Source organism: Sedimentibacter sp. LTW-03 (genome assembly GCF_052059825.1).
In the GTDB taxonomy this organism is placed as follows: Bacteria; Bacillota; Clostridia; order Tissierellales; family Sedimentibacteraceae; genus Sedimentibacter.
On the sequence record NZ_CP197180.1, the window covers coordinates 1,059,536 to 1,077,487 of the forward strand.

Below are 17,952 nucleotides of genomic sequence, written 5' to 3' on the forward strand. Positions count from 1 at the left end.
AAAATTATAAAACTATTGGAAGACGAGCTAAAAATAAAAGCTCAGGAACCATGGGACAACAGCGGGCTGCAAATTGGTAGTATGGAAAAAGACATAAATAATATTATGTTAACCTTAGATGCCGATTTAGAAGCTGTTAACTACGCGGCAGACAATAATATTGAGTTAATTATAACACACCATCCTTTTTTCTTTTCGCCGATTAAATCAATTGATTTAGCAAGTTATGAAGGTAAAATTATTCAAAAGCTCATTAAAAATAATATTAATCTCTACAGTCTTCATACAAGCTTTGACATGGCTGATGTTGGAGTTAACAAGAAGCTTTCTGAATTGTTAAGCATAAAGGATTATGATGTGCTCCATGTTTCAGGCAGTGACTTAAGCGGATATGGAGGCGTTGGAAATATTGCTCCTGTCAATATAATTGAATATGCCGACCAAGTAAAAAACAAACTCGGTGCAGATCATGTAAAACTTTACTGTAACAGTAGTGAAAGAGTAATTGAAAGAGTTGCCTTTTGCGGAGGAAGCGGAAGCGACTTTATTGATAATGCAATTGAAAAAGAAGCTGATGTGTACATAACTGGCGATATAAAGTACCATCAGGCTCAAAGTGCATTGCGAAATAATCTGTGCATTATTGATGCAGGCCATTATTACACAGAATATTTATCAATGGAAAATATAAAAAAAGCATTACTTAAGGAAGAACAATTAAAGGTAAAGATGTTAACAAAAAATACTGTAAAGGAACAGATAATTTAGAGGGCTGATTATGGATAATTTTGAATACGTAAGAGTTGCTTCTGCCGTTCCCATAATAAAGGTAGCAGATCCAATGTTTAATGCAGATGAAATATCTTCAATGATTCTAACTGCATCAGAAACAAAAAATGCAAAAGTAATATTGTTTCCTGAGCTGTGTATAACCGGCTACACATGCGCAGACTTATTTAATCAAAAAGCACTTATAAGAGGAGCAGAAGAAGCTCTTGGCATGATTCTGAAAAAAACAGAAAGCTTAAACATTCTCGTATCTGTAGGAATGCCTATAAGAGCAGACAATCAGCTGTTCAATTGCGCAGTGGTTTTCAAAGAAGGAAAAATACTTGGAGCAGTTCCGAAAACATATGTTCCAAACTACAATGAATTTTATGAAAAGCGATGGTTTGCTTCATCAACCGCAAGGATTAGCGATAAGATTAAGTTATGCGGACAGGAAGTTTCGTTCAGCGAAAGATTGCTGTTCAGTGATTCTCTTTCATCCCTATGCATAGGAATTGATGTATGCGAAGACTTGTGGGTTAACATTCCTCCAAGCTCTTACCACACGTTGTACGGTGCAAATTTAATTTTAAATTTGTCTGCAAGCAATGAAACAATAGGAAAACCTGAATACAGAAGAGAAATAGTAAAAGTTCAGTCTGCCAAATGTATAACAGCATATGTCTACTCATCTGCAGGTCAAACAGAAAGCACGACGGATGTAGTATTTCCAGGACATTCTATGATTGCAGAAAATGGAATTATACTCAACGAAAACAGATTTTCTCCAGAATCTAATATTATATACAGCGATATAGATTTAGAGAAAATTTCTAACGACAGAGCTAAATTTAACACTTATATGAACAAATCTGAAAAATTAGCATATCAATACGTGGATTTTGAACTTGGGCTATCGGAGATAGGTGAACTGGAAAGAGAAGTTAACCCCATGCCGTTTGTTCCTTCAAATATTGATGAAAGAAACAAACGATGCCAGGAAATTATAAACATTCAAGCCACTGGACTTTATCAAAGATTAAATAAAATAGGTTTGAAAAAGGCTGTAGTAGGAATATCCGGTGGGCTTGACAGCACATTGGCACTGCTGGTGACCGTAGAAGCGTTTAAAAAACTTAAGTTGCCTATGAATAATATAGTTGCTATAACTATGCCAGGATTCGGAACAACATCAAGAACGTACAACAATGCGCTTATTCTTATGAAAGAATTAGGCGTTACAATGATGGAAATTTCCATAAAAGAGGCATGTATTCAGCATTTTAAAGATATCGACCATGATATGAATGTGCACAACATTACATATGAAAACTCTCAAGCCAGAGAGCGAACACAGATACTTATGGATATTTCAAATAAAGAAAACGCCATTGTTGTAGGAACAGGAGACCTTTCCGAACTGGCTTTGGGATGGGCTACCTATAACGGAGACCATATGTCTATGTACGGCGTTAACGCAAGTATTCCAAAGACACTTGTGAAATATCTCGTAAAATGGTATGCAGAGGAAGCAACATGCGGAGAAATCCAAAAAGCATTGCTTGATGTTGTAGATACACCGGTAAGTCCGGAGCTGCTTCCACCTGATAAGGAAGGAAATATAGCTCAGTTTACGGAAAAAGCTGTGGGTTCGTATGATTTAAATGATTTCTTCCTTTACAACATGCTTCGAAACTGTTATGAGCCTGCAAAAATATATTTTCTTGCAAAAATAGCCTTTAAGGGTAAATTTACAGATGAAACTATACTTGAAACTCTCAAAAAATTTTACAGAAGGTTTTTTACCCAGCAATTTAAAAGATCATGCCTACCTGACGGGGTAAAGGTTGGTTCTGTTTCTTTATCTCCAAGAGGGGACTGGAGAATGCCAAGTGATGCATCATACTCGCTGTGGATGAAACAGCTGGAAGACTTACAGTAAAAATGCTTTAAAAATGGATAATACTTCATTTGACTTTCTGTGTTAATTCATGTAATATAGAACAAGAGTAAATTGTACAGTCGCATGCTTAGGCATGAGGAAAGTCCGAGCTCCGAAGAGCAGGGTGCCGGGTAATACCCGGTGAGGGTGACCTCAAGGATAGTGCAACAGAAATAAACCGCCGAGCAATCGGCAAGGATGGAAAGGTGAGGTAAGAGCTCACCAGCAATCAGGCGACTGGTTGGCTATGTAAACCCCACCCGGAGCAAGACCAAGAACGGACCGCAGAGTGGCTGCTCGTCACAGTCCAAATGGTAGGTTGCTAGAGCCTGCTGGTAACAGCCGGCGTAGATAGATGACTGTTTAATACAAAACTCGGCTTATATATTTACTCGCTACATAAATTTAATAACTTTTAAATTTAAATATAAAAATAACTGCCAATAAGACAGTTATTTTTTATATTATTATTACTCTTTATTTCATGTTGTTTTTAAAATTATTTTCCTTGTCATATTCATTTTTTATATCTTTTTTCATGCTTTTAAGAGACTGTTCTCTTCGCATGTTTTTAATCTGAAGCTCTGTTTTAAAAGCCTCGTCATCAATTGTACTCATCATTTTTTCAGTTTGTCTGTAATTGAATTCTGCATTTTCAATATCGTTTTTCTTTTTGTTTATCTTTTCTCTTTTCTCATTATAATTTTTAGCTCCCATACTTTATTCTCCTTATATTTCAGGTGCATTTATTATGCCACAATTTAATTTTAACATTCAATAAACAGAGAATTTACGGTAATATTAAAAAAACCTGTGTTTCTTAAAATATGTCAACATTAGCTAAAACATGAATAGTATAAGACAAGCTGTTATAAGGGGTGATTTTATGTGCTGGCTGCCATGGTTTATTCTTGGAATAGGATATGGAAAATGTTCGCGCCGTAGAAGAAGGTGCTAAAAAAAGACGCTTTATGCGTCTTTTTTTTATGTTCTAGTTTTTCGGTGCATATAAAGCCGGTTTTATAAGTAATTTTTTTGCTATTATTGCAACTGCCAGCAATACAACCGATGCGGCTAAAATCCATATACTTGGAATACTTATATAACGTATCAGTATACTGTACATGAAAGAACCGGACAGACCTCCTATTTGGATGGCTAATGAATTTACAGACAATACCGAGGCTCGTATCTCTTTTGGAATCTCGCTGTTTAAAATAACTCCTTCCGGCACGGTTGCAATTCCAAATAGCAGATAAATAGAAGAATACAAAACAATAAAAACAGGAACACTTGATTGAAGAGCAGTTAAAATTAAAGATACAGCCATCAGTATTCTGAATATTATGTACATTCTGTTTGGATTAAATTTATATTTCTTAATCAATTTGTTTGATGAAATGCTCCCTAGAGTAGCAGCGGCAAAATATAAAAACGCCATAACTCCCAAAAGTTCTGTAGAATCATTTCTTGAGAGAAGAGTCATAAAGTGTGGCTGCCAGTAGGTTTCAAGGCTACTGAGTAAAAAGCCTGTTGAAAATACAGAAATAAAAATGCATATTATTGTATTGTTTTTGGAAATAATTGCTGAACTGTTTTTGATGTGTTGCTTTATACTTATGCGTTCTTTATTTTCCGCGCTTCCAGTATCCTGTATAAATGTAACAGATAGTATAGTAACTACAATTGCAAGAGCTATCCTCATTATAACATTTAAATCATAATTTCCTATTGATAAAAAGTATGTGCTAGAAATTTTGGGAAACACACCTCCGGATAAGGCGCCTGCAGATAATCCCAGCGCTTCAAGAACTGCAAGCCTTGAAGTAATGTTGTGAAGCTTGTCCTTGCCGAAGTTATCAATGTAATAATCAATAAAAATTGCGTCAAATGAACCTGAAGCCAAAGCTCTGCTGAATCCGTAAATTATCATTCCAAAACATAAAAAAATAAAACCTTTTCCGACTAAAATCACAAAAAAACTCAGCGCTGACATAATTAAAGAAAAGCAAAATGTTTTTTTTCTGCCGAAAACATCTGCAATAATTCCGGTTGGAACCTCCAACACCACAACTGTTAACGCATAGATTCCTAGTAAAATAGAAAGATTGAAGATGGTTGCTCCTTTATCAAGGAGAAGCAAACTTAGTACCGGAGTAATAAGTCCAGTAAGGTAATAATTGAGAAAAAGGATTAAAGAATAAATTTTGAGTTTCATTTATAATTCCTTTCTAAAATTGGTATAATTTTCTTGTTAACGTTATTCATTATAATACACAATGTATTTTTCAGTCAAGAGAAACAAAATAAAAGGCACATACTCAAACCCTGGACTTAAAATATCATGTTGTTTCAATGACATGATCATAGTCTAAAGTAGAGTACGAGCCTTAAACTCAGCAATATATAAAATTATTTATGAAGAATAGGTGACACTTTTTTGTAAATCAGCAATGTAATTGATGAAATGACTACACCCTTAAATATATTGAACGGTACAACTGCGTACAACACAAGAGTTTTTAAATCCGTAATGGCAGGATTCAATAAATTTCCCATATTTACGAAAGCCTGTATAGGTGCTCCATATATTTTTGCATATACGGGAAGAAGTACATAATAGTTTATTAATGAACCGACAGCAGCCAGAGTTAATGTTCCGGCAAGCATTGCTATAATAGCTGTCCCAAAGGACTTTTTATGTTTGTATATACAGCCGGCAGGAATTATAAAGGAGCATCCTACTATAAAGTTTGCTAATTCGCCTATTCCTCCTGTATCTGTTCCGTTTAATACAAAATTTATTAATATTTTTACAAATTCAATTGCTACTCCCGCTACAGGGCCTAGAGCAAACGTGCCCAAAAGTACAGGAACCTCGCTGAAATCCAGCTGGTAAAAGTTCGGCGCAAACCACAGCGGAAATTCAAACAGCATCAGAACTGTCGCTACCGCTGACAACACACCTACTTTTGATACTACCTTTGCATTGTTTCTTTGATTCGCTGAAATCATACTTTTCATATTTCCCTCCTAGAATTATAAAGATATCAGAGGACTAAGACCATTTAAAAATATCACAGTCTCATTCAACAAATTTTTTGCTCGCTATCGCTCACACAATTTGAGAATTCGTTGCGGTTGACCTACCAACCATTTTTTTATAAAAAATGGGGTTAGGGCATACAAAAAACCTCTGAGATCTTCAGAGGCTTATTTCGATAGAAATTTCTGCTCACTTTTAGGCAAGTAATCTCTTCTACCATCCAGACTCTACTGTCGGTATTGGAATTTCACCAATTCAACCTTTCGGTTCGCGGACTTTACCGCCGGTCGGGAATTACACCCTGCCCTGAAGATATTTACACTGTAATTATACCATCTTTTTTATATTTGTAAATACCATTTTAAAAATAATTTGATAATTTTTTATCTATCTATTTGAAAAATTAAATTCTGTCTCTTTAAATTTAAAAGGCACAGTTAGATTTCAGTTTAAAACTTCGACGATTCCATTTAAAGAGTTTACATTCCTGCTGTTATTTACGTGTCATCTGCGATTTATCTATATAAAATTATATATACAAATTATCATAATTTTATATATTCATAATATTATAGATTAAGGGGACAAGATTTAGTACTTAGGAGGAAAAATGAATGATATCTTAAAATTCTTAAGCAGCGGTGTAAGGAATGTTATGTCCAAGCAGTCAGATCTGATTGGCAGAGATACTGTTGAAGTAAGACTCAGGATTAATTTTCCCATAATGATAAAAAGAATAAAATTAGACGATTTCTTGAATTTTAACTACATAATCAGCAAAAAAGATATAGATGATACCATCTCAAATCTTACAAGAAATTCAATTCATGCATTTGAAAAGGAAATAAGAAACGGATACATAACCGTCGAAGGTGGTCACAGGGTAGGACTTGGAGGTGATTGCATATATGAAGGTGAGCACTTTAAAGGTTTTAAAAATATCACTTCATTAAATATAAGAATAGCGAGGGAATATCCCGGATGTGCAGAAAAATATATAAAATATTTTATAAGCTCCAGCAAAAATATCTACAATACTTTAATAATTGGCCCCCCTCTGTCTGGTAAAACGACATTTATCAGGGATGTATGTGCAAACCTCAGCGATGGAACGTCAAAACCGTATTATAAAGGCTGCGATATTACTCTTATAGATGAAAGGGGAGAAATATCGGCGGTATACAATGGTACACCTCAAATGCATGTGGGGAGACGTACGGATGTTCTTTCATATTGCATGAAAAAAGAAGGATTTATAATGGGAATACGTGCACTCTCTCCAAAAATAATAATATCTGATGAATTGGGTTCAAAGGAAGATTTCGAAATTATTCAATATGCAATTAAAAGTGGTGTAAATATAATAGCAACTGCCCACGGCTTCGGCCTGGAAGACTTGAAAAAAAACATATATATGAAGCCGATAATTGATAATAAGCTTTTTGACAGAGCAATAATTTTAAAAAATAACAAAAAACCCTGCATTGTCAAAGAGGTTTACGATTTTGAAAAGAATAGGGTGATATTTAATGATTTGGATTAAATCGATGTTGTTCGTCCTGACTATAGTAACCGTAAAACTAATTTTTAAATTCATAAATGATTACGGAGACAAATGTATAGCAAGCATGGAAGAACTTTTGAATTTCACGGACTATTTAAGAACATATTCATGTGATATGAAGCTGTCATATGAAGAAATATACCTGAAATACAATTACAAAAATGATGAAACCAAAAAAATCTGCAATAAACTTCAAGAACACCTGATACATAAAAAAAATAAATATGAGCTGGAAAATTTCATGAAGGAGCTAATACACACACCGGATGACTTTAACAAATATTTTTCAGATATTGTTGATTATTACGGAAGTGCCTATTCAGATGTGCTGAATAAAAAACTTCTTTTTACAATCAGGGAAATGGAGAATTCAATGAAAGGCTTTGTGAGGTCACACACTGAGAAAAAAAATCTTAACAACAGAATTTCTATATTGGTGGGGTGCTTAGCAGCGGTTATTTTGATTTAGGAGGAAATTATGGATATTGATTTAATTTTTAAGGTTGGTGCTATAGGAATAGTTGTGGCTGTATTTAATCAGATTTTATCTAAAACAGGAAGAGACGAGCAGGCTATGTTTGTTACTCTTACCGGAGTTATAGTTGTTATGGCTCTCATTGTGGGAATGATGAATGATTTATTTATGGAGGTAAAATCAGTATTTAACTTGTATTGATGAAAGGAATGATATGTTGCTGGCAAAAATAATATTTATTGCTTTAATCACTGTTATTCTCGGAATTACAATTTCAAACTTCAATAAAGAATTCAAAGTCCATATTACGGTTATTTTCGGCATACTGATTATGCTCATACTTTTCAGAGAGCTTAAGGGATATATACAGGAATTCGTAAATCTGTTTGTAAGGTATAACATAAAATCGGAGTATTTTTCTACTATACTTAAAATCGTTGGAATAGCGTATATTTGTGATTTTATTTCTCTCCTTTGTAAAGATTTAAATTATGAATCAATAGGCAAGAAGGTTGAAATAGCAGGTAAGCTTATTATACTTATTTATTCAATTGATGTAATAAAGATATTTCTTGATCAAATAATGCTGCTGGTTAACGGGTGATAAAATGAAAAAAATAATAATAATGTTTTTTATAATATTATCAATATCTACAAATGCGTTTGCAGCTGTAACAGATGAGGCAATTGACCAGATACCCATTGGAAATCTAGAGGAATATATAAATAGTAACAACTCTTATTTTAGTGACAACAATATAAATATAAGAGAAATTATAGGAAATGCGTTTAAGGGCAGGCTGGATATCAGCATAAAGGATTATTTTCTGTATGAGATCGAAAACGAGAAAAATTTTATAAAAGAGATTGTAAGTACCGGCACCTATATATTGATAATCTGCATGATTTTAACAATAATTAAGTATTTTTCTGATGAATTTTCCAGTCACAGCGTTTCCGATATAGTTGTTCTGTTTTCGGTTATGATAATATTTACAATAGTTTTAAAGGATGTCTTGAGCATAAAAAACATAATGAAGGCAGACTTTGCTAAGTTTAAAATAATAACAGAAGAAATAAACGCTGTATTCATGGCTGCAATGCTTACATTCGGCAAATTAAGCATACTTCAGTTTTTTTATACGTCATTGAATTATGTTATAGGTATAACTACAAGTTTTATTTATTCCTTTACCGACGTTATGACTGTTGTTCTCATTACGGTTATATTGATAAACAATATGAGCAAGCTGATAAATGCCAAATTAATGTATAAGTTTCTGAAAAAGGCAACATTATTATTTTTGTCAGGTTACATGATTATTGTAGTCATAAATTTTTCTGTACAAGGATATATATTATACAAGACAGATAATATTTTTATTAATTCCATAAAAGCATTATCTCCTTCTGCCGTACCCATAATCGGAAATGCGGTGAGTAAATTTTTCGGAGTATTTTTAAAAAGTATTCTAATGATAAAGGATGTTCTGGGAATTGTGATAATAATATTTATGTTTTCGGCATTCGGAGGATCTCTTATTAAAATATCACTTGCTCTGGTGCTGTACAAGACAGTGGGAGTGTTGACGGAGCCGCTCAATGAAAATATATCCAAGCTTATTTATGAGATGGCCGATATGTTTTACGTATATTTAATATGTCTTATGACTCCTATTATAATCGTGACTGTTTACTATTCAATTTTACTGAATTATATAAATAATATTTTTGGGTAGCTTATGAAAAATACAATAATTAACATACTAATTTTAATTCTTATGTTTAACATTATAATGATAATTTTTCCGGAAGGAAAAACGCAAAAATTCTCCAGAATAACTATTAAAATATTTATCATGATTTATATTCTGGATAATATATTTTTAAATGGAAGAATAGATTTAAATATATTAAATAATATCAAACCTGAAGATTATGCTTATGAAAGAGAAGTAAGTATACAAAACTTTGATCAGAATTTTATTGACTCAATAAATGAAAAAATATTTGAAGGAGATGATGTAGTAAGGGATATAACGATGAATTTTAACGATGACATGGATATAAAAGCAGTAGTTACATTAAACAAATTGCTCAGTATGGATGAAGTAAACAGATTAAAAACTGATATGGCTGAAATCTTGCAAACAAGTTCAGATAACATATATATACAATAGACTTCGTTTCACTGTTACGTTTAAATGAAGTGTCAGAAACTTTTGCATTAAATGAATAAAATAATGGGGGCACATATGAATAATTTTTTTAATATGTTCAAGGACAATAAAAACCTAAAGTACGCAGTAAATATATTTATATTGCTGGTTATTATTTCATTGATACTCAAGCTTGATACCTCCAGTATAATAGGTACCAAAACTTCTGATGTTACCTTGAGCAACGATGAAAGCCCGGATTTGACAACAGAAAATTATGTATATTCATTGGAAAAAAGATTAGAACAAATACTGGAAAAAATTGAAAGCGTAAATAGTGCGGATGTTATGATTTATACTAAAAACACTCCGGAAATGAAACCTGTTTATGATGAAAATACAAGCAATGAAACAAATGTTGAAGTGGGCGGTGACGGTACTAAAAGAGAGGTAAAAAGAGAGACAAAGCAAAATCAGATGGTTCTTGGAAACAATAACCAAGTTGTACCAAAATACTACGAATATCCTGAAATCTCAGGTGTACTTGTAGTAGTTAAATACAGCGGCAATAAAGATATTTACCCGGTTCTCATGAACTGTGTAAAAACTTTATTAGATATTAACTTAAACGATATTGAAATAGTAGTTTCCAACAGATAATTTTTGTTTAACTTTATCGGTTTGGATATCTACGAAGCAGTTTTTGAATTTAACTCAGGGGGTAATTATGATTATGAGAAAGGAAACATTGGTATTTTTAACTTCTTTGGCAATAATATTTATCATTGGTTATATAAATATGACCATGACGCCGGAGAACATATTTAGTGAAGAAGATTATGCACAATTGCAGGACGAAATTAGTTCTGAAGATTCAAGCAGTGATTTGTCTCAGATTTTGGAAAACAGTAGTGAGGAAATAAGTGGGGCTGAGCTTGTAGAAGTAATGGAACAGACAGATACAACAGATATAGCTGTTAATTCTGGTGAAACTGAAGAACCGGAAGTACCTTCCGAATCAGACACAGAAGCATCTATTGCTGAGATACTTGAGGAAGAATCAGATTATGTAATACTTGGTGATATAACAGATATATTGTTGGATGATGATGCAGTGACGGCTTCGTCTGAAGGTATCTTTGATATGCTTAATTCAAGCTTTGCTAATTTTAAATTAAACAAGGATAAGAAAAATATGGATGTAATTGACCATCTCGAAGAAAGCATAAGCAATGAATCCATCTCTGCCGAAACAAAAAGTCAATTCGAGGCTCTTTTGCTAAACAAAAATGACTTTGTAGAAAAAGAAAACAACATTGAGCTCATGCTTCAATCTAAAGGATACAACGAAACTGCTGTAATAGTTGATTCCGATACTGTTAAGGTAGTGACAAATGATAAGATCGAGCAAGCGGATGCAACAAAAATATTGGATGTAATTGTATCAGAAACAAGCTATGAACCTGAGCAAATAAAAATAGTTAAATTTGATAATATTGATTTGTAAAAATTTACAACTTCTGATATAATCATTTGAGGAGGTGCTAAGATGGATAACGAAAATTTAGAATTCGGCCAGGTGAAAATATCTGATGATGTAGTTATTATAATAGCTGGCATAGCAACCAGCGGTGTAAAAGGCGTAAGCACAACACGAACAGGCATGGCTGAGGGAATTTCAAACCTATTCTCGAAAAATAATTATTCTAAAGGAATAAAGGTTGAAATAAATGAAAACACGGTTGTTTTAGACATTTTTATTAATGTTGAATATGGCTATAAAATAAGCGAAGTAGCAAAAGAAGTTCAGGCCGCTGTCAAAAAAGAAATAGAAACGATGACAGACATGATTGTAGCTGCCGTTAACGTTCATGTACTTAACATAATCCAAGAAAAAGATAAAGATAAAGATGTTATTGAAACGGAGATAGTTGAATAATCGAATAAAATATAAAAAGCTATTATAGATTGACATTTTCCTGTTGTCAATCTATAATTATTTTCACAAGCGGGATAAAGAAAACAGCCGATAGTTGTATACCTGCAAACGGAGGAAGCATGAAACGAAAAGAAACAAGAGAAGAAGCAGTTAAAATCGCATATTGCATGGATGTAAACAAAGAATTTGATAAATCTCTTCCTTGCAAGTACATTAACCACTTTGAAATAGAGGGTGTTGATATCGAATATCTGAACAAGACACTGGATGATATGATTGATAATATTGACAAAATTGACAAGTGTATTACAGAAAACTCAAAAGACTGGAAAATAAACAGAATTGCAAAGGTTGATCTGGCTGTGCTCAGGATTGCTCTGTCAGAAATCTTATATAATGATTCAATACCGGCATCTGTTTCAATAAACGAAGCTGTTGAGATAAGCAAAAAATATTCGAACGAAGATTCACATAAATTCATTAACGGAATATTGGGAACAGTCGTAAGGCGTGTTGAACAATGACAGAGTATGTACTCGGCATAGATACAAGCGCATATACAACTTCAATTGCACTGGCCGATTTAAGAACCGGAGAAATAAAATTCAATAATAGAATTATTCTGAATGTTCCTATAGGACAGAAAGGATTGAGGCAGCAGGATGCTGTTTTTCAACATCTAAAAAATTTTAATACTTTGTACGGTCAGCTAACAGAAGATTTAAAAAACATAAAAATAGTAAGCGTCAGTTCAAAGCCGAGAAATGTGGAAGGATCATATATGCCGGTTTTTACGGTAGGACAAAATTATGGTAAAGCAATCGCAAAAACTTTGAACTGTGATTATACTGAATATTCTCACCAGGAGAACCATATAGCGGCTTCATTGATAGAACAATACCAAGAACATACATCTAATATATTAGCAATACATATTTCAGGCGGCACAACGGAATTTTTAGACGTAAGAAAAGTTAAAAAAGGTTATAAAGCCCTCGTTAAAGGCGGAAGCAAAGATATAACCTTCGGACAGCTTATTGACAGGTTAGGAACTTTTATGGGTTTTCCGTTTCCATGCGGAATGCATATGGAAAATTGTATGGTAAAAATTAATGAATTTGCAAAGATCAAGCTCCCTGCAATCAGCGGAGATTCTTATATAAATATTTCAGGTATGGAGAACTATTATAAAAATCTAATTCTTGCCGATAAATATAGCAGAGAATCAATAATTAACTCCATATTTGGATATGTTGCTGACTGTATTGTGCATATTATTAATTATATCAAAGAAAACAATTATTTTGATACTATAATAATTGCAGGAGGAGTAGCTTCAAACGTTATAATAAGAAATGCAGTTTTTGATAAGTTAAAAAATGATTTTAATATAATCTTTCCGACAAAAGAAAATTCATCTGATAATGCCGTGGGAGTTTCGTTGATGCCCATAATGGACAGGTGGTATAATGAAGATAAAACCAATTAAGGTATCAGTTTTAAATCAATATATAAAAAAATATTTAATGAGCAACTCAATTTTAAACAACCTCAGAGTAGAAGGAGAAATTTCAAATATCCGGTTAAGTAAGACCGGTTACACATACTTTTCCTTGTGCGACGGAGCGTCATGTATTAATTGCGTTGCTTTTTTTGCTGACAACATTTCAAAAAACGGAGATAGAATTATCGCTGACGGAGAAATTTCCTTATATGAGGTAAAAGGAGTCTACCAGCTAACAGTAAGAAACATAGAAAGAATAGGGTTAGGTAAAATATTATCCGATCTTGAATCACTAAAGGAAAAGCTAAAGTCTCAGGGAATGTTTGACAGACATATGGAGCTGCCGGAATACCCTTCCAAAATAGGAATAGTAACTTCAAAGTCCGGTGCAGCAATTAAAGATATATTAAAGACATTTGAAAGCGTAAGGGCAGATTTTGAGGTAATAATTTACAACACTTTAGTACAGGGAGAAAAATCAATAGACAGCATAATCAGCGGGGTCAATTTTTTTAATGAAAACAATGCAGATGTTATACTTATTTCCAGAGGAGGTGGAAGTTTTGAGGATTTGAATGTTTTTAATGACTTAAAAGTTGCCGAGGAAGTATATAAATCAAGTATTCCCGTAGTAACCGGAATAGGTCATGAAACAGATCGAACCCTGACTGATTACGTAGCAGATATATATTGTCATACACCTACAGCAGCGGCAGAAAGAATTATCAGAGGATATAAAGATGTTGAAGAAAAGCTGGAACGATATGTATATGCACTTAAACATATGACACATAATATAATTACAATTAAGCAGGCAGAAATCAAATCATCAAAGTATATTTTGAAAAGCTATCTTCCTATTGATGATATATATAGGCTTAAAAGTCAAGTTGAAAACTGCAAGAATGCTATAACAAGCCATGTAACCGCAGAAATCAATGGTCGGTCCAACTGTCTGGAAATCCTTAACGAAAAGCTTAACAGCTACAATTATAAAAAGCTTTTGGAAAAAGGATTTGCTCTTGTAACAGATAATAGAGGGAAGATTATAAAAAAACCCAGCCAAGTTGAGGAGAATGATTTAATTAACATAACATATAAAGATTTTAAAATTACGGCAGAGGCAATTAAAATTGAAGAGGTGGAATAATGGAATATAACAGCTTTGAAAGTGCATTAGAAAACTTAAAAAAAATAGTCCAGGATTTTGAAACAAGTGACAGCTTGTCTTTAGACCAGCTGCTGGAAAATTATGAAGAAGGAATGAAAGCATATTCTTATTGTGCTAAAAAACTTGAAGACACACAAAGAAAAATCAAGGTAATTGACGAAACGTTTAAATAGTTGTAATGTGTGCAGTATGCGTACACGCTCCATATTGAATAAACAAAATATTTATTCATTTTAAGTATTTAATTTCTAATAAAATAAAAAAATACAATTGATATTTATAAATTTTTATGCTATAATTCTATTGAATTGTTCAAATGTTTTCATCCTGAACAGAATAATTATGTAAAGTTATGAAAGGGTATTTAATGCAAGAATATAGGCTCGATGTATATCTTCAAACAAAAGGTTTGACTGAGAGCAGAGCGAAAGCCAAACAATTAATTATCGGAGGCAGCGTATATGTTAATGACAGATTACAGACTAAGCCATCTGGTAGAGTAACTGATTTGGATGAAATAAAAATAACAAATAATTTTGAATATGTTGGACGCGGTGCATCAAAACTAGAAAAAGCCGTTAAACATTTTAATATAGATATAAAAAATAAAACAGCGGTGGATATAGGTGCTTCTACCGGAGGTTTTACAGATTATCTTGTTAAAAACCAGGCAAAGATGGTATATGCTGTGGATGTTGGACATGGCCAGCTTCACGAATCTTTAAAAAAAAATGCACTCGTAATAAATATTGAAGGAACAAACTTCAGATATATAGACACCGCTGTTTTTAAAGAGGATATCAATATCATTACTGCAGATGTGTCATTTATTTCTCTGAAACTAATTTTTCCAAAGATCTACGATATAAGCAATGAATCAACAGATATAATCGTACTTATTAAACCTCAGTTTGAAGCTGGAAGACATAGTGTAGGGAAAAACGGTATCATCAAAGACAAAAAAACTCATCTGGATGTTTTGAATAATATTCAGATTTATTGTGCTGAGAGCGGACTTTGTTTAAAGGAAGCGACATTTTCTCCGGTAAAGGGCGGCGACGGCAACATTGAATACCTTGGATACATCAGAAAAGAATCCGGTCAAATCTCGGTTATTTCTGAATCAAATTTCAAGGGCTTAATAAATACAGCCTTTGATTATTATAAAAAAAATTGAATTTTATGAGGTGACTAATGAAAAAGTATACAAGACAAACAAAAATTCTTGAGCTTATTTCAAAAAAAGAAGTAGAAACTCAGGAAGAGCTTGCTGATGGCTTGAAAGCTATGGGAATCGACGTTACTCAGGCTACCATTTCAAGAGACATTAAAGAGCTTAGGCTTGTAAAGGTTATGGCTAAAAGTGGGAAATACAAATATGCTACAATAGGGCAAAGTCAGGAAGGAATCACAGACAGGTTGTATAAAATATTTGAAAATTCCGTTGTTTCCATTGACAATGCTCTTAACATTATTGTTCTTAAGACGATACCAGGAGCAGCTCAGATATGTGCATCAGCGATTGACTTCATGGGAGTAGATGATATAGTAGGAACTCTTGCAGGAGATGATACCGTGTTTGTAGCAATAAGATCTATGGATAATGTAGAATATGTTTTAGAAGAATTTAAAAAGAATATTAGATAGTGGTGATAGCATGCTGCTTAACTTAAGTATACGCAATTTTGCTGTATTTGAAGAAGAATCTATTAAATTTAATAAAGGATTTAATGTTTTTACCGGAGAAACAGGGTCCGGTAAGTCAATATTGATTGAAGCGTTGTCACTGATTCTTGGTGAAAGAGCTTCAAAAGATTTAATAAGAAAAGGTAAGAATAGTGCATTTCTTGAAGCTGTTTTTGATATTGAAGACTTTAAAGCAGTTCAAAACATACTGAATGAAATAAATATTGAAATCGATTCAGAAGATTATCTTATAATATCAAGAGAAATCCTGGACAGCGGAAAAAGTATAAGCAAAATAAACGGCAGAACTATACCATTAAGCTCACTAAAAGAAGTAAGCAGCTATTTAATTGATATTTACGGGCAATTCGGACACGAGAGCCTGTTTAAAAAAGAAAGGCATATTGCTTTGTTGGACAGCCTTATCCAAAAAGATATGGATAAAGACTTATCAGAGTATTCTAAAATATATGCAGAATACAGCAGCAAGTTAAGTGAAATAGACTTTCTTAAGAAAAAACTCATTGACAAAAATACTAAAATAGAACAACTTCAATATGAAATTGATGAAATTGACGAAGCTGACTTAAAAGAATCTGAAGAAGAGGAACTGCTTAAAGAAATTAAAAAGCTTTCAAATATCAAAGAGATTCAAAGTTCATTGTATGAAGCCAATAATTTACTGAGTCTGGACAGTAGTCTGAATAACGTTTACACAATTCTGAATAGAATAAAAACGTATGACGAAAATTTGGAAGCTTTTATAAAAAGGCTTGATATATTGCTTGAAGAAATACAATACTTAAACTATGATTTAAGAGATTATTCCGAAAAAACGGAGTTTAATGAAAATGAACTAGATAAAATAGAATGCAGAATGTCTCTCATCAACAGGTTAAAGAGAAAATACGGATTTACAATTGAGAAAATAAGTGACTATAGAAATGCTTCAGAAAATGAATTAAATTTATTAAAAGAAGCAGAATATAAAATGAATAAACTGACAGAAGAAAAAAATAAAATATTCAGCAAGCTGGTAAGTTATTCTGAAAGAATATCAAGCAAAAGAAAAAGTGCTGCAAAAATGCTTGAAACAAAGCTGCTTAAAGAACTAAACGATCTTAATATGAAAAACATCAGTTTCAAGGTGAACATTAAAAGAAAAAGCAATTATTCGCCGGACGGTATTGATGATGTGGAATTTCTTATAGCAACCAATGCCGGAAGTGATTTGAATTCTGTGCAAAAAGTGGTATCGGGAGGAGAAGCCTCCCGAATTATGCTTGCATTTAAAAAAATTAGTTCAGACATTGAAAGTTCCCAGACAACCATGGTATTTGATGAAATTGATTCAGGTATAAGCGGGAAGACAGCTCAAATGGCAGGAATAAAAATGAACTATATTTCAGATAAACACCAGGTGATTTGTGTAACACATTCCCCTCAAATTGCATCAATTTCTAAAAATCATTTTTTAATTGAAAAAAAAGTTGTTAATGGAAATACTTACAGCACTGTAAAAAAACTTGATAAAGAAAGCAAAATTTACGAAGTTGCAAGATTACTGAGCGGCATGAAAATTACCGAAAAATCTTTAAATAACGCAAAAGATTTAATTGAATCAAGTATTACTGCATAAATCTGTAAATTCAGTAACATAAGTTCTAGATTTTCGAAAAAAAGGCTGCTAAGTAAGCA

General features: G+C 32.8%; 21 protein-coding genes, 1 other RNA gene and 1 riboswitch. Of the genes, 19 read left to right on the forward strand and 3 right to left on the reverse strand.

Annotated elements, in window-relative coordinates; translation table 11 throughout:
* The first annotated feature begins 6 nt into the window (after window positions 1-6).
* From ACS3UD_RS05345 to rnpB, 3 genes are all read left to right on the forward strand, one after another.
* Window positions 7-768, forward strand: coding sequence for a Nif3-like dinuclear metal center hexameric protein (locus ACS3UD_RS05345; protein ID WP_440977761.1), 762 nt, complete (start codon window positions 7-9; stop codon window positions 766-768).
* A 10-nt stretch (window positions 769-778) separates the two neighbouring features.
* Entirely contained in the window at window positions 779-2,710 is a 1,932-nt protein-coding gene (locus ACS3UD_RS05350; RefSeq protein WP_308137457.1) for an NAD(+) synthase, read from the forward strand.
* Between the two features lie 64 nt (window positions 2,711-2,774).
* An RNA gene (rnpB, locus tag ACS3UD_RS05355) (RNase P RNA component class A) lies at window positions 2,775-3,109 on the forward strand.
* 78 nt (window positions 3,110-3,187) lie between these two features.
* On the opposite strand, the gene ACS3UD_RS05360 is transcribed toward rnpB, so the two are convergent.
* The 3 genes from ACS3UD_RS05360 to ACS3UD_RS05370 form a co-directional block, all read right to left on the reverse strand.
* Window positions 3,188-3,427, reverse strand: a complete 240-nt coding sequence (locus ACS3UD_RS05360; protein ID WP_308137456.1) for a hypothetical protein — start codon at window positions 3,425-3,427, stop codon at window positions 3,188-3,190.
* Window positions 3,428-3,701: 274 nt separating this feature from the next.
* The gene (locus ACS3UD_RS05365) at window positions 3,702-4,928 is read right to left on the reverse strand and encodes an MFS transporter (protein WP_308137455.1); all 1,227 of its coding nucleotides are present in this window, start codon (window positions 4,926-4,928) and stop codon (window positions 3,702-3,704) included.
* Window positions 4,929-5,122: 194 nt separating this feature from the next.
* Complete coding sequence (locus ACS3UD_RS05370; protein WP_308137454.1) at window positions 5,123-5,734, reverse strand: ECF transporter S component; 612 nt, start codon at window positions 5,732-5,734, stop codon at window positions 5,123-5,125.
* A gap of 226 nt (window positions 5,735-5,960) precedes the next feature.
* A riboswitch (FMN riboswitch) is annotated at window positions 5,961-6,074 on the reverse strand.
* 292 nt (window positions 6,075-6,366) lie between these two features.
* Here ACS3UD_RS05370 and spoIIIAA point away from each other — a divergent pair.
* The 16 genes from spoIIIAA (at window position 6,367) to recN (ending at window position 17,893) form a co-directional block, all read left to right on the forward strand.
* Entirely contained in the window at window positions 6,367-7,299 is a 933-nt protein-coding gene (gene spoIIIAA, locus ACS3UD_RS05375; protein WP_308137453.1) for a stage III sporulation protein AA, read from the forward strand.
* Complete coding sequence (locus ACS3UD_RS05380) at window positions 7,286-7,789, forward strand: hypothetical protein (RefSeq protein WP_308137452.1); 504 nt, start codon at window positions 7,286-7,288, stop codon at window positions 7,787-7,789. Before spoIIIAA ends, ACS3UD_RS05380 begins: the two co-directional genes overlap by 14 nt.
* Window positions 7,790-7,798: 9 nt before the next feature.
* The gene (gene spoIIIAC / locus ACS3UD_RS05385) at window positions 7,799-7,996 is read left to right on the forward strand and encodes a stage III sporulation protein AC (RefSeq protein ID WP_308137451.1); all 198 of its coding nucleotides are present in this window, start codon (window positions 7,799-7,801) and stop codon (window positions 7,994-7,996) included.
* 13 nt (window positions 7,997-8,009) lie between these two features.
* On the forward strand, window positions 8,010-8,399 hold the full coding sequence (locus ACS3UD_RS05390; protein ID WP_308137450.1) for a SpoIIIAC/SpoIIIAD family protein: 390 nt from the start codon (window positions 8,010-8,012) through the stop codon (window positions 8,397-8,399).
* A gap of 4 nt (window positions 8,400-8,403) precedes the next feature.
* A complete protein-coding gene (locus ACS3UD_RS05395; protein WP_308137449.1) occupies window positions 8,404-9,534 on the forward strand; it encodes a stage III sporulation protein AE in 1,131 nt (376 codons plus the stop codon).
* A gap of 3 nt (window positions 9,535-9,537) precedes the next feature.
* The gene (locus ACS3UD_RS05400) at window positions 9,538-9,975 is read left to right on the forward strand and encodes a hypothetical protein (protein ID WP_440977735.1); all 438 of its coding nucleotides are present in this window, start codon (window positions 9,538-9,540) and stop codon (window positions 9,973-9,975) included.
* A gap of 75 nt (window positions 9,976-10,050) precedes the next feature.
* Entirely contained in the window at window positions 10,051-10,614 is a 564-nt protein-coding gene (locus tag ACS3UD_RS05405) for a hypothetical protein (protein WP_308137447.1), read from the forward strand.
* A gap of 67 nt (window positions 10,615-10,681) precedes the next feature.
* The gene (locus ACS3UD_RS05410; protein WP_308137446.1) at window positions 10,682-11,461 is read left to right on the forward strand and encodes a SpoIIIAH-like family protein; all 780 of its coding nucleotides are present in this window, start codon (window positions 10,682-10,684) and stop codon (window positions 11,459-11,461) included.
* 42 nt (window positions 11,462-11,503) lie between these two features.
* Window positions 11,504-11,893 (forward strand): Asp23/Gls24 family envelope stress response protein, encoded by a 390-nt coding sequence (locus ACS3UD_RS05415; protein WP_308137445.1) that lies wholly within the window; start codon window positions 11,504-11,506, stop codon window positions 11,891-11,893.
* 119 nt (window positions 11,894-12,012) lie between these two features.
* Entirely contained in the window at window positions 12,013-12,417 is a 405-nt protein-coding gene (nusB, locus tag ACS3UD_RS05420; protein WP_213924453.1) for a transcription antitermination factor NusB, read from the forward strand.
* On the forward strand, window positions 12,414-13,382 hold the full coding sequence (locus ACS3UD_RS05425) for a Kae1-like domain-containing protein (RefSeq protein WP_308137444.1): 969 nt from the start codon (window positions 12,414-12,416) through the stop codon (window positions 13,380-13,382). Before nusB ends, ACS3UD_RS05425 begins: the two co-directional genes overlap by 4 nt.
* Complete coding sequence (gene xseA / locus ACS3UD_RS05430) at window positions 13,363-14,547, forward strand: exodeoxyribonuclease VII large subunit (RefSeq protein ID WP_308137443.1); 1,185 nt, start codon at window positions 13,363-13,365, stop codon at window positions 14,545-14,547. Before ACS3UD_RS05425 ends, xseA begins: the two co-directional genes overlap by 20 nt.
* A complete protein-coding gene (gene xseB / locus ACS3UD_RS05435) occupies window positions 14,547-14,741 on the forward strand; it encodes an exodeoxyribonuclease VII small subunit (RefSeq protein ID WP_308137442.1) in 195 nt (64 codons plus the stop codon). Before xseA ends, xseB begins: the two co-directional genes overlap by 1 nt.
* Window positions 14,742-14,935: 194 nt before the next feature.
* The gene (locus ACS3UD_RS05440; RefSeq protein ID WP_440977736.1) at window positions 14,936-15,745 is read left to right on the forward strand and encodes a TlyA family RNA methyltransferase; all 810 of its coding nucleotides are present in this window, start codon (window positions 14,936-14,938) and stop codon (window positions 15,743-15,745) included.
* A 17-nt stretch (window positions 15,746-15,762) separates the two neighbouring features.
* The gene (locus ACS3UD_RS05445) at window positions 15,763-16,215 is read left to right on the forward strand and encodes an arginine repressor (RefSeq protein ID WP_213924458.1); all 453 of its coding nucleotides are present in this window, start codon (window positions 15,763-15,765) and stop codon (window positions 16,213-16,215) included.
* A 10-nt stretch (window positions 16,216-16,225) separates the two neighbouring features.
* Window positions 16,226-17,893, forward strand: a complete 1,668-nt coding sequence (gene recN, locus ACS3UD_RS05450) for a DNA repair protein RecN (protein WP_308137440.1) — start codon at window positions 16,226-16,228, stop codon at window positions 17,891-17,893.
* The last annotated feature ends 59 nt before the right edge of the window (window positions 17,894-17,952 follow it).